This is a genomic window from Hymenobacter sp. BRD128 (assembly GCF_013256625.1).
Classification (GTDB): Bacteria; Bacteroidota; Bacteroidia; order Cytophagales; family Hymenobacteraceae; genus Hymenobacter.
The window spans coordinates 647,204-667,144 of record NZ_CP053908.1; the positions used below are offsets into that span (position 1 = coordinate 647,204).

14 protein-coding genes are annotated in these 19,941 nt (G+C 65.0%); 2 read left to right on the forward strand and 12 right to left on the reverse strand.

All coding sequences use genetic code 11. The annotated features are described in order from the left end of the window. Nucleotides 1-29: 29 nt before the first annotated feature. A complete protein-coding gene (locus GKZ68_RS02960) occupies nucleotides 30-1,496 on the reverse strand; it encodes an SDR family oxidoreductase (protein WP_173110577.1) in 1,467 nt (488 codons plus the stop codon). A 117-nt stretch (nucleotides 1,497-1,613) separates the two neighbouring features. Here GKZ68_RS02960 and GKZ68_RS02965 point away from each other — a divergent pair, with 117 nt between their 5' ends. Next, nucleotides 1,614-2,483: a DUF2911 domain-containing protein gene (locus tag GKZ68_RS02965; protein ID WP_173110579.1), complete on the forward strand. Its 870-nt coding sequence runs from the start codon at nucleotides 1,614-1,616 to the stop codon at nucleotides 2,481-2,483. 132 nt (nucleotides 2,484-2,615) lie between these two features. Here the strand turns inward: GKZ68_RS02965 and GKZ68_RS02970 are convergent, their stop codons facing one another. The 10 genes from GKZ68_RS02970 to GKZ68_RS03015 all read right to left on the reverse strand — a co-directional run bounded on the left by GKZ68_RS02970 (nucleotide 2,616) and on the right by GKZ68_RS03015 (nucleotide 16,533). Then, nucleotides 2,616-3,038, reverse strand: a complete 423-nt coding sequence (locus GKZ68_RS02970; protein ID WP_173110581.1) for a DUF1810 domain-containing protein — start codon at nucleotides 3,036-3,038, stop codon at nucleotides 2,616-2,618. A 153-nt stretch (nucleotides 3,039-3,191) separates the two neighbouring features. Then, nucleotides 3,192-3,875, reverse strand: a complete 684-nt coding sequence (locus GKZ68_RS02975) for a hypothetical protein (protein WP_173110583.1) — start codon at nucleotides 3,873-3,875, stop codon at nucleotides 3,192-3,194. A gap of 169 nt (nucleotides 3,876-4,044) precedes the next feature. Next, on the reverse strand, nucleotides 4,045-5,406 hold the full coding sequence (locus tag GKZ68_RS02980; protein ID WP_173110585.1) for a M20/M25/M40 family metallo-hydrolase: 1,362 nt from the start codon (nucleotides 5,404-5,406) through the stop codon (nucleotides 4,045-4,047). Nucleotides 5,407-5,613: 207 nt separating this feature from the next. Next, on the reverse strand, nucleotides 5,614-7,056 hold the full coding sequence (locus tag GKZ68_RS02985; RefSeq protein WP_173110587.1) for a T9SS type A sorting domain-containing protein: 1,443 nt from the start codon (nucleotides 7,054-7,056) through the stop codon (nucleotides 5,614-5,616). 74 nt (nucleotides 7,057-7,130) lie between these two features. Next, entirely contained in the window at nucleotides 7,131-9,185 is a 2,055-nt protein-coding gene (locus GKZ68_RS02990) for a tail fiber domain-containing protein (RefSeq protein WP_173110589.1), read from the reverse strand. A gap of 22 nt (nucleotides 9,186-9,207) precedes the next feature. Beyond that, on the reverse strand, nucleotides 9,208-11,274 hold the full coding sequence (locus GKZ68_RS02995) for a glycine-rich protein (RefSeq protein WP_173110591.1): 2,067 nt from the start codon (nucleotides 11,272-11,274) through the stop codon (nucleotides 9,208-9,210). Between the two features lie 291 nt (nucleotides 11,275-11,565). Continuing rightward, on the reverse strand, nucleotides 11,566-13,263 hold the full coding sequence (locus GKZ68_RS03000) for a tail fiber domain-containing protein (RefSeq protein WP_173110593.1): 1,698 nt from the start codon (nucleotides 13,261-13,263) through the stop codon (nucleotides 11,566-11,568). 306 nt (nucleotides 13,264-13,569) lie between these two features. Further along, complete coding sequence (locus GKZ68_RS03005) at nucleotides 13,570-14,766, reverse strand: 7TM-DISM domain-containing protein (protein ID WP_173110595.1); 1,197 nt, start codon at nucleotides 14,764-14,766, stop codon at nucleotides 13,570-13,572. After that, nucleotides 14,685-15,431, reverse strand: coding sequence for a 7TM-DISM domain-containing protein (locus GKZ68_RS03010; RefSeq protein ID WP_173110597.1), 747 nt, complete (start codon nucleotides 15,429-15,431; stop codon nucleotides 14,685-14,687). Before GKZ68_RS03010 ends, GKZ68_RS03005 begins: the two co-directional genes overlap by 82 nt. 367 nt (nucleotides 15,432-15,798) lie before the next feature. Further along, nucleotides 15,799-16,533: a YebC/PmpR family DNA-binding transcriptional regulator gene (locus GKZ68_RS03015; RefSeq protein ID WP_173110599.1), complete on the reverse strand. Its 735-nt coding sequence runs from the start codon at nucleotides 16,531-16,533 to the stop codon at nucleotides 15,799-15,801. A 185-nt stretch (nucleotides 16,534-16,718) separates the two neighbouring features. Between GKZ68_RS03015 and GKZ68_RS03020 the strand changes: the two genes are divergently transcribed. Continuing rightward, nucleotides 16,719-18,944 (forward strand): tetratricopeptide repeat protein, encoded by a 2,226-nt coding sequence (locus tag GKZ68_RS03020; protein WP_173110601.1) that lies wholly within the window; start codon nucleotides 16,719-16,721, stop codon nucleotides 18,942-18,944. A gap of 100 nt (nucleotides 18,945-19,044) precedes the next feature. On the opposite strand, the gene GKZ68_RS03025 is transcribed toward GKZ68_RS03020, so the two are convergent. Continuing rightward, nucleotides 19,045-19,809, reverse strand: a complete 765-nt coding sequence (locus GKZ68_RS03025) for a LytTR family DNA-binding domain-containing protein (protein WP_173110602.1) — start codon at nucleotides 19,807-19,809, stop codon at nucleotides 19,045-19,047. Nucleotides 19,810-19,941 lie beyond the last annotated feature (132 nt).

The window sequence follows — 19,941 nt, forward strand, 5'->3', positions numbered from 1 at the left end:
GCCTTTTGACCAAGCGAGCGCTGCGCTGGCTACTGCCCGTAGCTAATCAGGTTCTTGACCATCCCCTTGAAAATGATGCCGTGGAAGGGCAGCACTGAATACCAATACAGGCGCCCCAGCAAACCCTGCGGGCGGTAGGCGGCCAGCTGCTCCAGCGAGTGGCTGCCGTCGGGGTTGTCGAGGATGCGAAATTGCAGCCAGGCCTCGCCGGGTAGCTTCATCTCGGCATACAGCAGCAGGCGCCGGGCGGCGCGGTCGGCCACCAGCACGCGCCAGAAGTCGAGCGGGTCGCCGGCGCGCAGGTGGTTGGGCGAGCGCCTACCCCGGCGCAGGCCCACGCCGCCCACCAGCTTGTCCATCAGCCCCCGGATGCGCCAGAGCCAGTCGGTTTTGTACCAGCCGCGGTCGCCGCCGATGCGCCAGATGTTTTCCAGCACCTCGGCCACCGGCCGGTTAAAGGGGCGCAGCTGCCGGTCGAAGAACATGCCGTGGCGCGGAATCTGGATGGCATTCATATAGTCTTGGCGCAGGGTGCCGCTGCTCATGGCATCGCTCCAGCTGCTCACCACCTCGTTTTGCTCGATGCGCCGGAACGCCAGGGCCAGCGCCTCGCGGTAGCTCATGCAAGTGTGCGGCACCACCTGCGCAATGCTGCGGCTAGGGTCCACCACGGTGTCATTCTTAAGGCTTTCGACCAGGCTTTGGGCGAGCGAAAACGACGTGCTCGTGACCAGATACAGCCACCACGACGACAGCCGCGGCGTGAGCACGGGCACCGTGAGTATCCAGCGGCGGTAGCCGCGCTCGGCGGCTAGCCCCAGCAGCATCTCGCGGTAGGTGAGCACATCGGGCCCGCCCACGTCGAAGCGCTGGCCCAGGCAGGCGGGGTTGTCGAGCACGGCCGTGAGGTAAAACATCACGTCGCGCACCCCGAGCGGCTGGCAGCGCGAGTTGAGCCAGCGCGGCGTCACCATCACGGGCAGCTTCTCCACCAAGTCGCGGATAATCTCGAACGACGCCGAGCCCGAACCGATGATAATGCTGGCCCGCAGCACCGTGAGCTGCGCCCCGCGGCTCTGGCCCAGCACGTCTTCCACGGCCCGGCGCGAGCGCAGGTGCACGCTCAGGTCGTGGTCGTTGGCAATGCCCGAAAGGTAGATAACCTGCCGCGCCGTGGTGCGGTCGAGGTACTCGGTAAAGTGCTGGGCCGAGGCTTGCTCCAGCTGAAAGAAATTCTCGCTGCCGTCGCCGCTCATCGAGTGCACCAGGTAATAGGCCGCGTCGAAGTCGGTGGGCAGGCTAGCCAGCGACTCTGGTTGCAGCAGGTCGCCCTGCACCACCTGCACCTGGGCGTGCTGGCTGGGGGGCAGCGTGTCGGGCAGGGCAAAGCGGCGGGCATCGCGCACCAGGCACGTTACCTCGTGCCCGGCCGCCGCCAGCACGGGCAGCAGGCGTTGGCCAATGTAGCCGGTGGCCCCGGTGAGCAGGATTTTCATGGGCGGGCAGGAAATAGACGTAGGGTGGTGCCTGCAAGGAAGCGCCACTACTAAGAACGTCAGAATGATGCAGTTGTTCGCCCGCACTACGGCCGGCGCGCCGCTACCTTTGGGGCCATGAAAACTGCTTCCTTTTTCGCCGCCGCGGCCCTGGCCGCCCTGCTGGCCCCCGCCGCCCACGCCCAGGTAAAGCTTACCGTGCCGCAGCCCAGCCCCGCTTCCAAAACCCGCGAGGCGTTCTCAACTTCCTTCATTGAGCTGAATTATTCGCGGCCCTCGCTAAAAGGCCGCACGGCCTTCGGCGGGCTGGTGCCCTACGGCGAGGTGTGGCGCACGGGGGCCAATACGGTCACCAAAATCCGCTTTGGCGAAGAAGTAAAGCTAGCCGGCCAAGCCGTGAAAGCGGGCACCTACGCGCTGCTTACCATCCCCGGCAAGGCCGACTGGACCATTATCCTCAACCGCGACACCGCCCAGTGGGGCGCCTACGAGTATAAATCAAGCCTCGACGTGCTGCGCGTGCAGGCCAAAGCCACCAAGCTGGCTAGCCCGCAAGAAAGCCTGCGCCTCAGCCTCGAAAACCTGCAACCCGCCGCCGCCGACCTCACCCTCGCTTGGGAGCGCACGCAGGTGAGTGTGCCCCTCACCGCCAACCCCGACCCGATAGTGCTGACCCAAATTCAAGAGGCGATGAAGGGCGATAAAAAGCCCTACGTCACGGCCGCGCAGTACTACTACAACTCCAATCAGCCCGACCTGACGCCCGCCATCGGCTGGCTCGACGAATACATCAAAACCACGCCCGCCTCGGCCTTCTATGGCTACTACTGGAAAGCTAGGCTGCTGCAAAAGCAGGGCAAAAACGCCGAAGCCGGCGCCGCCGCCCGCAAATCGCTCGACGCGCTGGCCGCTGACAAAAACGAGGTTTCCAAAGAAGAGTACACCCGCCTCAATATGCAGCTCATCGGCGAAGTGGCGAAGAAGTAGTCTGGTGCCCATAAAGAACGTCATGCTGAGCCCCGCGAAGCATCTCTCCCGCACGACCCTTTGAGGCGCAGGAGAGATGCTTCACGGGGCTCAGCATGACGTTCGGGTTGAAGTAAGGGAAGACGCCGAGTCTTAGCGCAACAACTGCAATGTTCTGACGTCGGGCGCGCCGCCAAAAAACTTATCCAGCACCTGCTGAAACACCGGGCTAGCCCCCGGCACCTGCGCAAAGAGCGTCATAGAGGAGCCCAGCTTCAGGTCGTCGGGCGTGCCCATGATGGCGGTGGCATTGTTGCCCGGCAGCCCCAGCAGCGCCTGCGCAATCTCGACCAGCCGCGGCCCCAAGGTGGGGTGGGCCAGATAAGCTGCCGCTTCGGCCGCGTCCGCAATGGCGTAGTGTTGCGCCGTGCTGCTGTACCCTAGCCCCTGAATTTGCGGGAAAATGTACCACATCCAGTGGCTGCGCTTGCGGCCGGCTTTGATTTCGGCCAAGGCCGGCGCGTAGTCGCGGGCCTGCGCATCGAGGAAACGTTGAAGGTTAGATTGAGCAGCCATAGCCAACTATACCCTTAACCACTGGCGCGAGTTTAGGCGCAGCCATAATTCGTGTCTGCCTATAAGGTGGATGTTGCACCTCCGCTGCCGCGCCAGCGGCAAGGCTGCGGGGTGTAATGTCTCACACCCGCGCCAGTGAGAAAAGAATGCTACTCAATAAAAATTGATAGTAGTTGTGTCATTATAAAGTACTTCTCTTACAAATGTTTTGCGGTCATAATCTTTAAATGTAACATTGTATCCTTGTACTACTCGATTGGCAGTTAATTTTTCAAAAGAGTATTTTTTATTTGGTAAAACATTAATTACTTGCTTAAAGGAAAAGTTTTGATGAGACTTTATTGTGTCGTAGAAAAAGCCGTGTCCAAAATAATTGCCGTCTGTGTTAACAAATGAAAAAGCAATGTCTGTTTTTCCACTTTTGCTTGATTTTACGTTGATAGTTACTGGTTTATAATCAGTAACATCGAAATTTACAATGTTATGGGTGCCAAGATTAATCTTGGCACCCATTCCGGAATAGGCATTAGATAGGTACAGCAAATCGTAATAATCTTTGCTATACATCGTGCCCGCTAGGTAAGTCTTGTTGGCAGAATGTTTGAATGATAAAGCGTACTTTCCATCTTTATCTGAAGTGACCGTTGTAATAGAATCTTCATAAGGACCGCCGAGTAAAAATTGACCGCTATGAATTATCGAAATCGGGACGCCTCCCACAGGTTTACCTGTATACTTGTTAACCACAGTCCCCTCGACAGTGGTCATATCAGGTAAAGACACCAGCCCACACGCTGATAAGGTGGCTACTGCAAGTAAGGAGAAAAAGAGTATCAAAAGTCTCATGAAGGGTGCGAAGTGAGTACACCATAAAAATAGCCGTTGCCTCAGTGGAAGGCAACGGCTATTCTTAATTCAAGGGACGCCGATGGTCAGTATTGCTTGTGTTTTTAAAGCACATTATCAGCTTATTGTGCGCTAAATATCAGACTTTTTGCCTGCTTGTCTACCGCCCCACCACCGGCAGCACGGCCGTACTCTCGTGCCCTTGCGCATCCATGCTCACCACGCCGAAGATATAATTGTCCTTGCTCACGGCCAGGTCGGCGGCGGTGGTGCTCACCGGGAAGCGCTGCTGCCACTGCGGGGCGCTGGTTTCGCGGGCCAGCACGATGTAGCCGGCGGGGGCGGGGCCGCCCTGCGGGGCTAGCCAGCGCAGTTCGGTGCGATTGGTGAGCTTGGCGGTGAGCACTTCCACTTTTTGCGGGGCGGCGGGGGCCAGCGCCAGGCTGGCCAGGGTGGCCAGGTTGACCTGGGTGGTGCGGCGCAGGTAGCGGAAATCCATAAACTCGGGCTTGTCGCCGTACTCGATGCCGCCCTCGGTGCGCAGGTCCTGGTGCTGGTGGTTGAAGTTCTCGTTGGTTTCGGTGAAGCGCACGGCTGCGTAGCCCTGCTGGTTGAAGGGCGTGTGGTCGCCGCCGCGCAAAAAGCGGTCGGGCCGATACTCCAGCAGCACGCCGTAGCCGCCGGCATTCACGTACTGGCGGGCGGCGGTTTGGGCGTAGCGGGCAAGCTGGCGGCTGGGGGCGTCGTTCTCCGAGCTGAGCTGGCGGCGGGCCTTAGCCTGGTCGGGCGTTTCGGTGGCCGGCACGCCCTCGCTGAACACGCGCAGGTGCAGCGAATCGGTGATTTCGGGGTCGTAGCCGTGCGAGTTGCCCACGATGTCGTTGTTGAGCATCGCCACCAGATTCCAGCCTTCTTTCTTGGCGCGCTTGGCCAGGTGGTCGGCGCCCAGCAGGCCTTGCTCTTCGCCCTGCACGGCCACCAGCTTGATGGTGCAGGGAAATTTCTGGCCAGCCAGCACCCTGGCCACTTCCATTACGGCGGCTACGCCGCTGGCGTCGTCGTTGGCGCCGGGCGCATCGGCGGTGCGGTTCATCACATCGGTGACGCGCGAGTCGATGTGGCCGCTCATCAAATACACCCGCGTGTCGCTCGGGTCGGTACCGGGGATGGTGGCCAGCACGTTGGCCATCAACGTTTTCTTATCGACGCGCTTGCCGTCGGGGTTGTAGGTGAAGGTGTCCATCTCAACTACCATGCGCCCGCCGCCGGCCTTGCTGTATTTTTTGAACTCGTCGAACACATACTGGCGAGCCGCGCCAATGCCGCGCTTCTTGTCCTTGGTGTCGCTCAGGGTATGGCGCGTGCCGTAGCTGACGAGCTTGCGCACGTCGGTTTCGAGGTTTTTGGCCGATACTTCATTCACCCAGCGCTGAATGTTGGGGTCAACGGGCGGTAGGGGGGCCGAGGTTTGGGCGAGGGCCGCGAAGGGCAGCAGGCTGGGGAGGAGAAGGAGAATTTTCATAAGGAATCGCAAGAAACGACAAACGCCGCCAGCCGGGCAAGGCTAGCGGCGCGTTATAGGCGCGGGCGGGGCTACGGAAGTTGCGCGGCCGGCGGTGCCAGCACCCGGCAGCCGTGCGGGTGCGGGGGCGAAACTACCAGCAAACCGAGTGGCCCGGTGCTTTCGCTGTATAGCTGGTGGGCTAGCCCGGCCGGCACTTCGCGCACGCTAGTCGGTCACGCTCAGGCGCAGCGCGCTGGCCCCCGTGCGCACCAGGTAGACGCCCGTGGCTAGCCAGGCTGGCAGCTGCAAGGCGGCAGTGCCGGCCGCATCGGCGGTGGCCGCCAGCACAAGGCGGCCCAGCGCATCGTACACCTGCACTGGCGCGCCCGGCGCGGCCCCGGTGAGGGTAGCGGCGGCGCGAGTTGGATTCGGAAACAGAGCCAGGCCCGCCACTACCGGCACGGCCACGGTGCGCACGGGCGAGTAGCTGGCGGTGCCGTCCTGGTCTACCTGCCGCAGGCGGTAGTACACCACACTGGCCGCGTAGCGGGCCAGGTTGCGGTCGAGCAGCTGGTAGCTGTGAGGCAGGGTGGTGGTGCCGTGGCCCGCTACCTGCCCCAGCGCCTGAAATGTGACGCCATCGAGGCTGCTTTCCACCACAAAGTGGTCGTTGCGCAGCTCCGAAGCTGTAGACCACAGCAGCAGCCCGTCGGGGCCCTGGGCCTGGGCGGTGAAGCTAACCAGCGTAATGGGTAGCGGCTGGCTGGTGTTGCTGACGGTGAGCGTGCCGAGCTGCGTCACATTGGCCGTGAACGAGCGGGCGCTGGCGCTGGCCGCCGCGCCCTGCGTGGCCCAGGGCCCGCTGGCCTGGTCGGCGCGCCAGAGCTGGGCGGGCGTAGCAGGGTTGAAGCCGTTGTCATCGTCGCTGACCCAGCTCACGGTAACCGAGGCGGGCGTGGCGGCAGTAACCGGCTGCCCGCTGGTTACCTGCCACACGCGGTCGATGCCTTTGTTCGTGCCGTTGATGTTCGTGCCGTTGATGTTCGTGCCGTAGCTCACGCCGGCTTGCTGCAAGCCGGCCGTGCGCGTCACGGTCACGGCGCCCAGGTCCTGGCCGTTGGGGTTGAGCACCAGGCCGTTGGTAAAGTCCACTGAGCCGGTGCTACCGCTTACGCTGGCGCGCGCTACTTGCAGGCGGCCTTGCACGTAGCGGCCCGCCTGCTCGCCCACCACGCTAGCCCCATCGGGCAGGCTCAGGGTGCGCAGCGTGCCGCCGGCCACCTGCGTGCGCACCAGCCCCTGCGTGAGGGTGAGTAGCGAACTCACCGCCAGGTCCTGGCTGAGCAAGAGCCGATTGGCGCCCGTGGCGCCGGTGTTGGCCAGCGTGAGGCTGCTCACGCTGGCCGCGCCGGAGGTGAAGGTCTGGTCCTGGGCGCCGCTGAAGAGCAGCGTGCCGGGGCTAGCCAGGGTGCCGGCGTTGGTGAGGTCGCCGGTGAGCTGCACGGTGCCCGCGTTGCTGAGGGTGCCGGTGGCGTTGTTTTGCACGGTGCCGGCCACGTAGAGCGTGGCCCCGCTCGTCACGGTGAGCGTGGCCCCGTCGTTGGTCAGGGTTTGGGCGGTGGCCGCCAGCGCGGGCAGGGCTAGCACTAGGGTAAGCGGTAGTTTCATAATAAAACGTAAAAAAGCAGGTGAGGCAGAAGGGCGGCTAGCCCCCACCGGGCGGGGCGGGGGCTAGCTTATCCTTAGCGTTGGGCGTGGACCTCGGTGGCCGCTTCGAGGCGCCGCAGCCGGGCCTCGAAGGTATCGAGCGTAGCCGTAGCTTGGGCAGCTTTGGCGTCGGCCGCGTCGGCTTTGGCTTCAGCCGCGGTGGCCTTGGCTTTAAGGGCCTCGATTTGCGCTTGCTGCTCCTTGAGGGCTTCGATGAGCACGGGCGTTAGCTGGGCATAATTCACGGCTTTGTAGCCATCCTTGTCAGTGCTCACCAGCTCGGGGTAAATTTTTTCTACTTCCTGGGCCAGCACGCCCACCTGGGGCGCCCCGGCCGTGCCACCTTGCTTGATACCCAGGGTATTCCACTCGTAGCGCACGCCGCGCAGGGCCAGCACACTGGCGAGGGCACCGGCTAGCGGGCGCACATTGGTCTTGAAGCGGGCGTCGGAGATATTGGCGTAGCTGATGGCTCGCAGCCCGCCATTTACTTGCAGCAGCACGCCGTTGGTGCCGTTGCCATTCACATTTAGCACTCCGCCCAGGCTGATGAGGCGAGTGGTGTAGTCCTGGTCGCTAGCTTCGGCAAAGTCGAGGTAGGGCGTGGTGGTGCTGGTGCCCGTGCCGCTGCCGCGCAGCTCGAGGTAGGGCGGCTGGCCGGGGGCGCCGCTGAGCACGGCCCCGGCCGTGCCGACGCCCGTGCCGGGCCCGCCGTTGCCGCTGACCACGTGCAGACCCCCGGCCGGGCTGGCGGTACCGATACCCAGGTTACCAATCTGGCTCAGAAACATAAGCGTGCTGGCCACGGTGGAGTTATCGTTGTAGCTCACCCACTGAAAATGACGGTCCGCAATAGCCGGGATGCCAAAGGTGAGGCGGCTAGGCTCCATGAACAGGCCCCAGCGGCCGGCGCCCTGGTAGTTGCCCGAGGCAAACGCGTCGTAGCCCCGCGTAATGAATGGCCGGTCCTGGCCGTTGAGGGCTACGCCCAGCGAGCCGTTCACGTAGGCGTTGCCAGTGGTGGTACTGGTGCCGCCCACCGTGGCATTGCCCGTAATGGCCGCCGTGCCCGCCGTGAGGGCCCCGCCCACGGTGCCCGCCCCGCTCACGTTGAAGTTGGCCCCGCTCTGCTGGCTGGTCTGGTTGAGGATGAAGCTGGTGCCCAGGCTGGCGGCGGCGGTGGTGCCCAGCTGCCCGCTGGCCGAGTTCGTGACCAAGCCCGCCGTGCTCAGGCCCGGCAGAATAACGCCCCCGGTGCCGTTGCCGATGCGCGTGCTGGCCGTGCCGCTGGTATTAATGGCCGCCGGCCCGGTTACGGTAGTGGCCCCGTTGATGGTGGCACCGCCCGCCGTGAGCAGCCCGCCTACCGTGCCCGCCCCGCTCACGTTGAAATTGCTGGTAGCCTGCTGGGTGGTGCCATTCTGAATGAAGCCCGTGCCGGCCGCGGCCGGGGTCAGGTAGTCGGTGCCGGCCACGGCGGCGGCTACGTTGCCGCTGCCATCGGCCTTGAGCAGGCCGCTCACGGTGCCCGCGCCGCCTTTGCTGGCGGGTACCACGGTGGCGTAGCTGGTCGTGTTGCCGGTGCTGGTGATGGCCCCGGTCAGGTTGGCGTTGGTGGTCACGGTGCTGGCTAGGGTGGCCGTGGCCGCGTTGCCGGTCGTGCTCTGGTTCAGGGTCGGGAAGTTGGTCAGGCCCGCCGCGCTGCCAGTGGGAGTCAGGTAGTCGGTGCCGGCCACGGCCTGGCTCACGGTGCCGCTGCCATTTGCCTTCAAAATACCGCTAAGGGCGCCCGCGCCGCCTTTGCTGGCGGGCACCACGTTGTTGTAGGTAGTGGTGGTGCCGGTACTCGTAATGTCGCCCGTGAGACTAGGGATGGGCAGCGCCACGGTGTTGCCCCCGCTAATGCTCAGGTTTTGTCCGTTCACGCTCAGCGTGGGTGAAGCCACTGAGGCAAACGAGCCGTCCGGGTTCACGGCCACCACCCGGCCAGCCGATAGGTCAAACGTCTGCAAGGTGTTGCTGCTGAAGTTGACTACGCAGGCCGTGGTGCCGCTCACGGCCACGCTGTAGGGGCTTTGACCCGTGGCCACGGTGCCGAGCGGGGTAGGGGCACTAAGGGGTAGCCACGCTAAACGTTTGCAAGGTGTTGCTAGTATTGTTCACTACGTAGGCCGTGGTACCGCTCACGGCCACGCTCACGGCCCGGTTGCCGGTGGCGGTGGTGCTGAGCAGGGCCGGGGCGGTGGGCGTGCTCACATCAAATACCTGCAGTTTATTATCGATGCTCACCGTGTAAACGGTGGTGCCGCTGACGGCCACCGCGGAGGGGTAGCTGCCCGTATTTACTTGGCCGAGCAGGGCCGGAGAGGTGGGCGTGCTCACATCAAATACCTGCAAGGTGGTGCCGGCCACTATATAGGCTTTCGTGCCGCTGACGGCCACCGAGGTGGGGTAGCTAGCCGTAGTGGCCTGGCCGAGCAGGGCCGGGGCGGTAGGTGTGCTCACGTCAAACACCTGCAGGCTGTAGCTGCTCTGGTTTACCACATAGGCCTTCGTGCCGTTCACGGCCACGCTTCCGGGGATGTTGTCTGTGTTTGCGGTGCCCAGCAGCTTTGGGGCGCTAGGAGTAGAGACATCAAATAGCTGTAGGATGTAGGTGCCGTTGTTGTTGGCAGTCACGTAAGCGGTCGTACCACTCACGGCCACGCAGTAGGGCTGGCCGCTTAGGGTCGTCTGGCCGAGCAAAGTAGGCGTGGCGGGCGTGCTCACGTCAAATACCTGCAGGCTGTAGCTCCCCTGGTTTACCACGTAAGCCTTTGTGCCGTTCACGGCCACGCTTACTGGGTAGGCGCCCGTAGCCACGCTGCCGGCCGTGCCCGCGGGCGCACCGGGGTTCGGGGTCGTCGTGTATACCGGTGCGCTGATGCCCAGCGTACCGTCGGGCTGCACCACGGGTTGGCGGTTGCCGGTGCCGCTCAGGCCCCGTACGCGCAGGCTGCCGTTCACATCCAGTGTTTGGGTAGGCGCGGTGGTCCCGATGCCTACGCTGCCGCTGTTGCCGATGCTCAGGCCAGCGCTACCGCCATTGCCTACCAGCTGGTAGGTAGCCAGGTTCAGGTTTTGCGTTGCGGTGTGGTTGCCCAGGTTGTCGCCCGGCACGTTCACGAAGTTGGCGCCGCTGAGCGCGGGCGCCGCGTATTGCGGGCCAGGCGTGAGCACGATAACCCCGTTGCCGGTCTGGTAGCCGCTCGTTAGGGTGATGTTGCTGCTGCCGCTGGCCGTCACGTAGGAGCTGCCGCCGCCGCCGCCGCCGTTTGCGCCATTGGCGGCGCCACCGCCGCCGCCGTACCACCCGCCGCCGCCGCCGCTGTAGGAGCTGCCGCCCTGGAAGAAGGAGCCACTCACTGAGCCCCCGCCGCCGTTGCCGCTAGCCCCGCCGGTGCTCTGGGTGCCCCCCTGGCCGGGCATGCTGCCCCCGCCCGGGCTCCCCGTGAGGCCGCCGCCGGCCCCGCCGGGGGCGCTGGCGGTGCCGCCCCCGCCCCCGGCCACCACAATGCGGTTGGTGAGGGCCGTGCCGCCGCGCCGGATGTCGGTGCCGCCGCCGCCGCCGCCGTTGCTGCCGCCGCTCAGCGCGCCGTTGCCCCCGCCGTTGTAGCCCCCGCCGGCGCTCCCGTAATAAGTGGCCTCGGCGCCGGCGCCGCCCACATATAGCTGGAGCACTTCGCCCGGCGTCACGCTGAGGGTAGCCTGCACCCGCCCGCCCAGGCCCCCATTTACGGCCCCTTGCGCGCCGGCCGCGTCCACGGTCAGGCTAAACACATTGGCGGGTACGGTGTAGGTCTGCACCCCGCCGGTATAGCTAAAGGTGATGGGCAGACTCGGCGAGGGCTGCTGGGTGGTGCTCAAGGCCTCGCTCCAACTCGTGCCGTTCCACACGTTCAGGGCATTGGTGGTCGTGTTGTAAATCGTCAGGCCGGTGGCCGGGCTGGCGATGGCATCGCGCTGGGCCTGGGTCAGGCGCGGCGGCAGCAGGCCCTTGCCCGTACTCGTGATATCGAGGGCGGCCGAGGCGTCGGGCGCGTTGGTGCCGATGCCCACGCCGCCGCTAGGCGTGGTTTGGGCCTTGGCCAGCCAGGGGGCGGCCATTAGCAGGGCTGGCAGAAGGTAGCGTTTTAGCATAGAAAACGAAAATGGATATTCAGGTAAAAAGTGGGAAAAGAAGCAGGGGCTAGCCGCTCGTGCAGCAGCGCCGGCGCCGAGGGCTTTCCTCTGGCGCCGGGCTGCTGCCAGCCCCGGCGGGCGGGGCTGCGGCTGGGTTGGTTTCGTTGGGCAGCGCACGGATGGTGGCTCCTCGGCTTAGGCCGGCAAACCTCCCCTGGCAAGGGTGCTTTTTCTAAAAACGGGGCGTAGACAAAGTGTAGACAGCTGAAATTACACCTTGATAACCAGCTGCTTAATTTGTAGTTGACCCTAGCGCCGGGCCTGGCCGCTGGTAGCGGCCTCCAGGCGCCGCAGCCGGGCCTCGAAGGTTTCGAGGGTGGCCGTGGCCTGGGCGGCTTTTGCTTCGGCGGTAGTCGCCTGGGCGTTGGCGGCAGCGGTTTGCACCTGCAGGGCAATGTTTTGCTGCTTGAGGGCCTCAATCTGGGCCTGCTGCTCCTGTATGGCCTGAACCAGCAGGGGCGTTAGTTTGCCATAGTCCACGGCCCAGGCGCTGGTGACGGTGGCTCCCGCGTCGCCCTGTTTCACGGCCTCGGGATAGATGCCGAACAGGTCCTGGGCCAGAAAGCCGGTGGTGTGGTTGGCCGGGGATGTGCCGATGAAGTTGTAGTCCTTCACCTCAATGCGGAGCAGGTCGGCCAGCCCGTAGTGGGTGGGGCGGATATGCTCTTTCAGGCGCCGGTCCGAAGTCGTGTTGTAGCTCACGGTGAGGTTGTTGAGGTCGGCGCTGATGTTGCCGATGTAGTTGGCGTGGCCAGCCACGTTGAAGGTAATGAACTCGGAGCAACCGGCACAGGTGGTATTGTTGGCCGGTACGTTGAGGGAAATCACGCCGGTAGGGTCAGTGCTGGTAGAAGTGACGGTAAGCTGGGTAACGTCGGCGCTGGCCACGTCGAGGCGGGTAGCGGGGTTGCTGGTGCCCAGGCCAATGCCCACGTTGCCGTTGGAAGTAATACGCAGGCGCTCGGCCAGGGCATTGGTCGGCGCGCCGGGCTGCTTGGTGAGGAAGGAGAGTGAGGCGCTGGAGTTGCCATCGCTGATGGCCCGCAGGCTGGCCCCGCTGGGGTCGTTGGCCCCAGGGTTGGTCTGGAAGTCGAGGGCGACCGTGCTGCCGCTGCCGCCGGTGGGGTTGCTCAACGCCAGCTGCGCAGCCGGGCCACGGCCCACTACGGTCAACTGGTTGGCTAGTCCGGTCAGCCCCGCAATGTACACGCTGCCGCCAATGCTAGAACTGCCAGACATAAATATGTTGCCGGTCACGAAGGCGCCGCCTCTCACAAAAGCGCTGCCGTTCACGTCGAGCTTATTGCTGGGCGTGGTGGTGCCGATGCCTACGTTGCCAGTGCTGTCCTGCACAAAGAGGCGGCCCCCGGCTACGTTGCTTTCGCTTAGGTTCAGGCCCCCGCCGCTCAGGCTGAAGTTGTACTTGTCGAGGCCGGTGGCGGAGTTCACGCCTAGCACCCGGTTGCTCGCGTCGGCCTGCACCGTGAGTGGGTAGCTGGAGGCCGTGGTGCCGATACCCAAGCTGCCACTCAGCTTGGCATTGCCGGTGTTGTCGATGCGCAGGCCGTTGGCGTTGCCGGGGGCGTTGCTTAGGTAGTTGCCGTTGAGGCCGATGTTGGTGGTGGCCGTGTGGTTGCCCAAGTTGTCGCCGCTGCCGGCCCTGGCCAGCTGTTGCCAGCTGGGGGCCGCGGCCGTGCCGGCGTTGTAGTAGAAGCCGGCCGGGCTGCCGGTCTGGTACACTAGCAGCCCGGGGGCGGGGCGGGCAATGGCCGAGGCGGTGGCCACGCGCGGCAGCAGCAGTCCTTTGCTAGTGCTCACGATGTCGAGCGCGGCCGAGGCATCGGGGGCGGCGGTGCCGATGCCCACGCTGCCCGTCTGAGCGTGGGCCGTGAGCGAGGCGCCGAGCAGCAGGACTGGCAAGGCCGCGAATAAGTAACGTTTTTGCATAAAAAGGCGAAAAGGCGAAGCGCGATGGCGGAGCGGCCTGGCCCCCTGTGCGGCACGCCGAAGCTGGGAGCTTACCCTCCGGAGCCGCGGCGGGCCGCCGCGAACCCGGAGGCTCGGGACTACGGCCTGGCTGGTCATAGCTCGGACAAGGAGGGGAGGGGTAGCCCGTTTGAGCGGTCAAAACTCCGCTTAGCCAGGGCCTTTTTCCTAAGAATAGGGCGTAGACAAAGTGTAGACAACCCGCCGGACGCCTTGATACACAATTCGTTATTTTTCAGCGTTGGTCAGCCCACTAGTGCCGGGCCGCTAGGCTTCGGCCTGTGGTCCGGGGGCCGCACCCCCTAGCGAGCGACGGCCGGCGGCCTCATCGGCGGCGGCAATCTTCTTGAAGAGCCGGGTTTTGGCGCGGCGTACGCTGGCCGGGTCAATGTTGAGCAGGGCCGCGATTTCCTTGGTCGAAAGGTTGATATGGAAATAGCTGTAGAGGCGCTGCTCGTGGCTGGTCAGGGCCGGGTATTTGGCGTGCAATTCCTCAAAAAAACGCGGGTGTACCTGCTCGAAGTGCAGCTTGAAGCGCCCCCAATCTTCATCAAGGTAAAGGCTGGATTGCAGCAGCGACTGCACCCCCGCTAGCTCCTGCCGCTGGCCGGGCCGCTGCACATTAAGCTCCTGAATCTGCTGCTTGAGCTCGGCCAGCAGGGCATTTTTTTGCTGCACGTAGAGCGTGGTCGAGGCTAGCTCGCGCTGGTTGGCTTCGAGCTGCTGCTGCAAGTCGTGGTTGGCGGTCTGCTGCTGCTGGTGGTCGGCACTGAGTTGCTGGGTGTGCGCGTCCTGGGCCTGCTGGCGGCGCTGCATTTCCCGCAGCGCGGTTTGGATGTGCTTGTTTTTGAGCACTATCTCGCGGTTGCGCAGCTCCTGCCGCTCAATGTCGAGGGCCAGGCTGGCGGCCTCGCGCTCGGTAACCAGCAGGGCGCGCTGCGCCATCTGGAGGCGCACGCTGATGGCAGCCGAAAAGAACAGCGCGTGTGATACAATGGCCAGGTCGGGCAGCACCTGCACGCTGTCGTTGCCAAAGCCCACCACCACGTGGTAGGCAGCCACCAGAATGAAACAAAGTAGCGGCAACACATTGGCCAGCAAGTAGGTGCGGGCTAGCGGCAGCCGCCGCCGGTAGGCGACTACGGTGGTCGCCAGCAGCAGCCCAATCACCCCGAATACCAGCGCATTGTCAAGGCGCAGCGTGTAATAGTTGAGCAAAAAGCCGCTCACGTTGACCAGCGCTACCACCCCCGCAAAGGCGATATAGCCCCCTAGCGCGTAGCGCAGCGCGGTGTCGAGGCGCGGCAGCCGGGTGTTGGTGGCGAGGTAAGCGCGGGTCATTTGCACCAAGCCTAGCAGCATTATTGCCACGCTCAGGTGCATCAGCACGTTGTTGAGGGTATAGCCAAAGGCGTAGCCGGTGGGCAGCAGCAGCTGGCTGAAGATGGGCGTCGGCCATAGCATCCGAAAATAGTTGCGGTAGGCCGTGACGTATAGCACCCCCCCAACTGCGTGCAGATGTAGAACAGCGTGGGCCGGTCGCGGTAGCGCAGGTAGGTGGGCACGTTAGTGAGCAGCAGCAGCCCCAGCACGGCCAGCGACACGGCCCAGGCCGTGCTAAAAAAAGCGTCGGCTTGCTTCACCTCGGCTAGGGGTTTCAGCAGCACGCGCAGGTGCACGGCGGCGGGCAGGCTAGCCCGCTGGCGCAGGTCAACCAACACATACACGGTGCTGGTGCGATGGCCCGGCAGCCAGAGCGGCAGGCTACCCCTTACCCGCTGGCTGTCGGTAGGCACGGCCACGCCCGCGCGCCGGCGGCGCCAGGCGCGGGCGTCTTCGTCGATGTAAAAAAGCGTATTATCGAGGTTGGGCAGCACCGTGAGCTCGGTGGCCTGGGTATAGTGGCTAGGGTTGCGCAGGGCCAGCCGCAGCCAGTAGCGTCGGCTTTGGGCGGGGTGCAGCGAGTCGGCCGGGGCAAAGGCCAGGGTGGTATCGGTGCGGATGCGGTCCCAGGAATAGTGCTGGTCGGGCACCGCCCCCACGCGCACTACCTCAACACCAGCGGCGGGTTGCGCCACGGCGCGCAGCCCGCTGGCCAGCACCAGCAGAAACGCCCAGCCTCTTGGCAACCTGGCAAAAAGATAAGGTAGCAGGAATGCTAAGCGGCTGGCTGTCACGTAGAATTCAAAATGGGTTAGCTTCAGCAGCCGGGCGCGGGCCTAAGCAGGCGGCAAAGTAGGGGCCGCCGCCGGGCTGGTATAGTTGCACTTGCAGCGGGCGGCAAGCGGGCGTAGGGGCTGCCACTTGGCACCTCGGCCCCTTACGTAGCTAACGCCGCCAACCGGGCCGGGCTGGCGGCGTTGGCTCCCGAACTCATTCCTCGGTGGTGCTTGCAGCTGGCGAAGCAAGCGCCGCAGAAAGCTTCTGGCAGCGCGACGGGCGGGCAGTGCCTTGCGCTGCCAGGAGCAGCCGAAGGAAGGCGAACGGCAGCGCCGGCTAGCCCATCGTGTGGTACACGGCCTGCACGTCCTCGTCTTCCTCTAGCTTGTCGATGAGCTTTTCAACCTCTTCGGCCTGCTCGTCGTTGAGCGCCACCGTGGTGTTGGGCACGCGCTGCAAGGTGGCACTCACGATGTTCACACCTTTGGTATCCAAGGCTTTCTGCATCTGGCCGAAGTCGGTGAAGGCCGTTTCGATAACCATGTACTGGTGTTCGGCGCCGTGCTCGTCTTCCTCGGTGGTTTCGTACACGTCTTCGGCGCCGGCGTCGATGAGCTCCAGTTCCAGCTCGTCGCGGTCCAGCCCCTCGGCGGCCAGCTTAAACACGCCCTTGCGGGTGAAGGTGTAGTCGGAGCTGCCGGCCGTGCCCAGCGCGCCGTTGTTGCGGTTGAAGTAGAGGCGCACGTTTGAAACCGTGCGGGTGGGGTTGTCGGTGGCCGTTTCGACCACGATGGCCACGCCGTGGGGGCCGTAGCCCTCGTACACCACCTCCTGGTAATCTTTCTCGTCCTTGCCGCTGGCGCGCTTGATGGCGGCATCCACGCGGTCTTTGGGTATGTTCACCCCCTTGCCATTCTGAATGGCGGTACGCAGGCGGGCGTTAGAGTCAGGGTTGGGGCCACCTTCTTTCACGGCCATCACGATTTCCTTGCCGATGCGGGTAAAGTCTTTCGACATCCGGTCCCAGCGCTTCATTTTGCGGCCTTTCCGGAATTCAAATGCGCGTCCCATCTTTTCAATTATCAATTAACAGTGAGCAATGAGCAATTGGGGCGGCGGGGTGGGAGGGGCGGCCCGAATGCGGGCGCAAGTTAGCAAGGCCGGCGCGGGGGCAGCAATCTAGGCCTTTGGCCTGGGCAGAGGGCTAGCCAAAAACTGAAAATTTCGGCTACCTTGCGCACCTAACCCTAGCCGCTATGATTCAACTCATTACCCGGTCGCGCCTGGCGCTTATTCTGGCTTTTTTAGGAGTGCTTTGGGGGCAAAACGCGCAGGCCGGCGGCCCGCCCAACCCGCAGGCCCAAGCCGACAGCCTGCGCCGCCGCGCCGCCGCCGCGCCCGCCGATACCGGCCGCGCCCAAACCCTCAACGAGCTGGGATTTGCGCTGGCCCGGCTGGGCCAGTATGCCGAGGCCCGCGCTGCCCTGCGCCAGGCCCAGCACCTGAGCGAGCGGCTGCGATTTGCCAGCGGCCAGGTGCGGGCGCTCACCGGCCTGGGCCTGAGCTACCAGAACGAGGGGAAATTTCCGGCCGCGCGGGTGGTGCTCGACTCGGCCGTGGCGCTGGGGCAGCGGCCGGGCGCGCAGCGCGGGCTGGGCACGGCGCTGCTCAACCGGGCGCGCCTCTGCAACGCCCAGGACGACTATGCCTGCGCGCTGGCTTCGGTGCAGGCGGCGCGGCAGTTTTTTGCGAAGAACGGCGACTGGGCCCGCACGGCGCAGGCGCTCAATGGTTTGGGGAGTATTTATGTGAACCGGGGCGACTACCCGCGGGCGCTGGCGGCGCTGTTTGAGGCACTGCGGCTGGCCCGCCAGCACCACGATGCCCAAACGGAAGTCAACTCGCTGGGCAACATCGGCAACGTGTACCTCAAGCAGGAAGAATACGCCCTGGCCCTGCGCACCTACCACCAGCTGCTGCCCCGCCTCGACTCGGTGCCCGACCAGCGCGTGCGCCCCATCGTATACCAGAACATGGCCACCGCCATGACCCACCTGCACCACCCCGATACGGAGGCGTATTTCCGGAAGTCGCTGGCCGGCTTCGAGGCGCTGCACGAGCCTGCCGATGTGGGCCAGGTGCTGGGCAGCTACGCCCACTTTCTGCGTGATGCCGGCCGCCGGCCCGAAGCCATCCGGGCCTACACCCGCGCCCTGGCTCTGCTGCGCGCCGCCGATGATAACAACGCCGCCGCCGACGTGCTCAACGGCCTGGCCCAAACCTACCAGCAAAGCGGCCAGCCCGCCCCAGCGGCCACCGCCGCCCGCGAGGCCCTGGCCCTGGCCAGCCGCATCCACGACGTGGCCGACGTGCAAAGCGCCGCCGCCCGCCTGGCTAGCCTGGCCAAAGCCGGCGGCGACTACCGCCAGGCCCTAGCCTACACCGAGCAGGCCCAGGCCGCCCGCGACTCGCTGTTCAGCCAGGCCAAGGCCGAGCAGATTGGCCGCTTGCAGGGCGATTTTCAGCTGAGCCAGGAGCGCGAGCGGCGGCAGGCGCTGGCCCGCACCAGCACGGCCCAGGCCGAAACCCTGCGCCTGCGCCAGCGCCAGTTATGGGGCTTGGCCGCCGGCCTCACGGCGGCGGCGCTGGGCGCGCTGGCCTTGGGCTGGCTAGCCTGGCAGCTGCGCCGCCGCAACCAGCTGGTAGAAAAGCAGCGCGCCGAGCTCACGGAGCTGAACGCTACCAAAGACCGGCTGTTCTCCATTATCGGCCACGATTTGCGGGCCCCCTTGCACTCGCTGCACACCTTTGTAGAGCTGCTGAGCGGCCCGCCGCTGCCGCCCGAGCGCCTGCGCCAGTACACGCGCCACCTCACCCAAACCCTCGACCAAACGCTCGTGCTGCTCGAAAACCTGCTGGGTTGGGCGGCCATGCAGCTGCGCGGGGCTAGCCCGGCCCGCGCCGAAGCGCTGTCGCTGGCCGCTGCCGTCGAGGACGCGGCCAGCCTGCTGGCCCCCACTGCCGAGGCAGCCGGCCTCACGTTGCGCACCACCCTCGGCGGCGACGAGTGGGTGCAGGCCGACCCCGCCGCCGTGCGCCTCGTGCTGCGCAACCTGCTCAGCAACGCCCTCAAATTCACGCCCCAAGGTGGCCAGATAACCGTAGATGCCGAGTATCGTCCCGGCACCTGGCAGCTCGCCGTGGCCGATACCGGCCTGGGCCTGCCCACGTCCACGCCCCGCCAGCTCCTGGCTGCCGAGGGCTTGCCCCGCCGCGCCGCCCAAGGTGCGCCCGGCGCCGGCCTGGGCCTGGTACTCAGCCGCGACTACGTGCGCCGCAGCCACGGCGAGCTGGAGGTGGCTAGCCCCGGGCCAGGCCAGGGCACTACCTTCTATTTATTGCTGCCCGCCACCGAAGCCCCGGCTAGCCCGCAGCTACGCGAGCAAAGCCCCGGCCCGGCCGTCGCGGCTAAAGCCGGTTAGTAATGTGTGCGAGGCCAGCGGCCTACTGGCGGCGCGCCGTGTAGGCTACTTACCGGCCAGTGCCCCGGGCCAGCTGGGGCACGCAGCCTGCGCGGCTGCGCTACTTGCTACCCGCCGGGTGGCGGCTTATCAGGCGCTGCTGCACCACCTGGGCCAGCACTTCCTCGCGAAAGCTCTGGCCCAGCGGCACCGTGAGCGCGGGGCCTAGCCGCACCTCATCGGCCGCAACGGCCGTGATGTGCGCCTTATTTACCAGAAATGAGCGGTGCGTGCGCAGGAAGCAGCCGGTCGGCACCTGCTCTTCGAAGTGCTTGAGATTGACCAATGTAATGTGCACGGCCCCGCTGGTGAGGTATACTTTCACGAAGTCGCGCATGGCTTCGGCATAGGCCACCTCGGCGCAGCGCAGCCGCAGAAACTGCTGCTCGGTACGAATAAAGAAGGTGTCGTCGGCCGGCGGCGGGCTACCGGCCGCCGGGCCAGCGTGCAGCCGCTGGGCCTTATCCACGGCCCGCAAAAAGCGCGGAAAGGCCAGTGGCTTCATCAGAAAATCGACCGCGTCGAGCTCATACGTAGGCAGTGCGTACTCAGGGTGCGAGGTCAGGAATACCACCAGCGGCGGCTGGCGCAGGCCCCGCACCAGCTCCAGGCCACTAAGGCCGGGCAGCTCGATGTCAGTGACTAAGAGGTCGATAGGCGCGCGGCTTAGGTACTCAAAGGCTGCTACCGGCTCGGTAAACGAGCCGACGAGTGCCAGCGCCGGCACCCGGCCCACGTAGCCAGCTACCAGGTCGCAGCTCAGGGGGTCGTCGTCGAGCACGGCGCAGCGCAGCGGATTACTTGAGCTGGGTAGAGGTAGCGGCATAAGCACGGCGCAGTAAAACGAGTGGCTAGCCTCAGCCAACCAACTGGCTGGCAAGCAGCAAGCCTTACTTGCGCGCGCAAGGTAGGGTTCGCGTGGCGCTTCCCCAACCCCGCCCGGCACCTTCGCCGACGC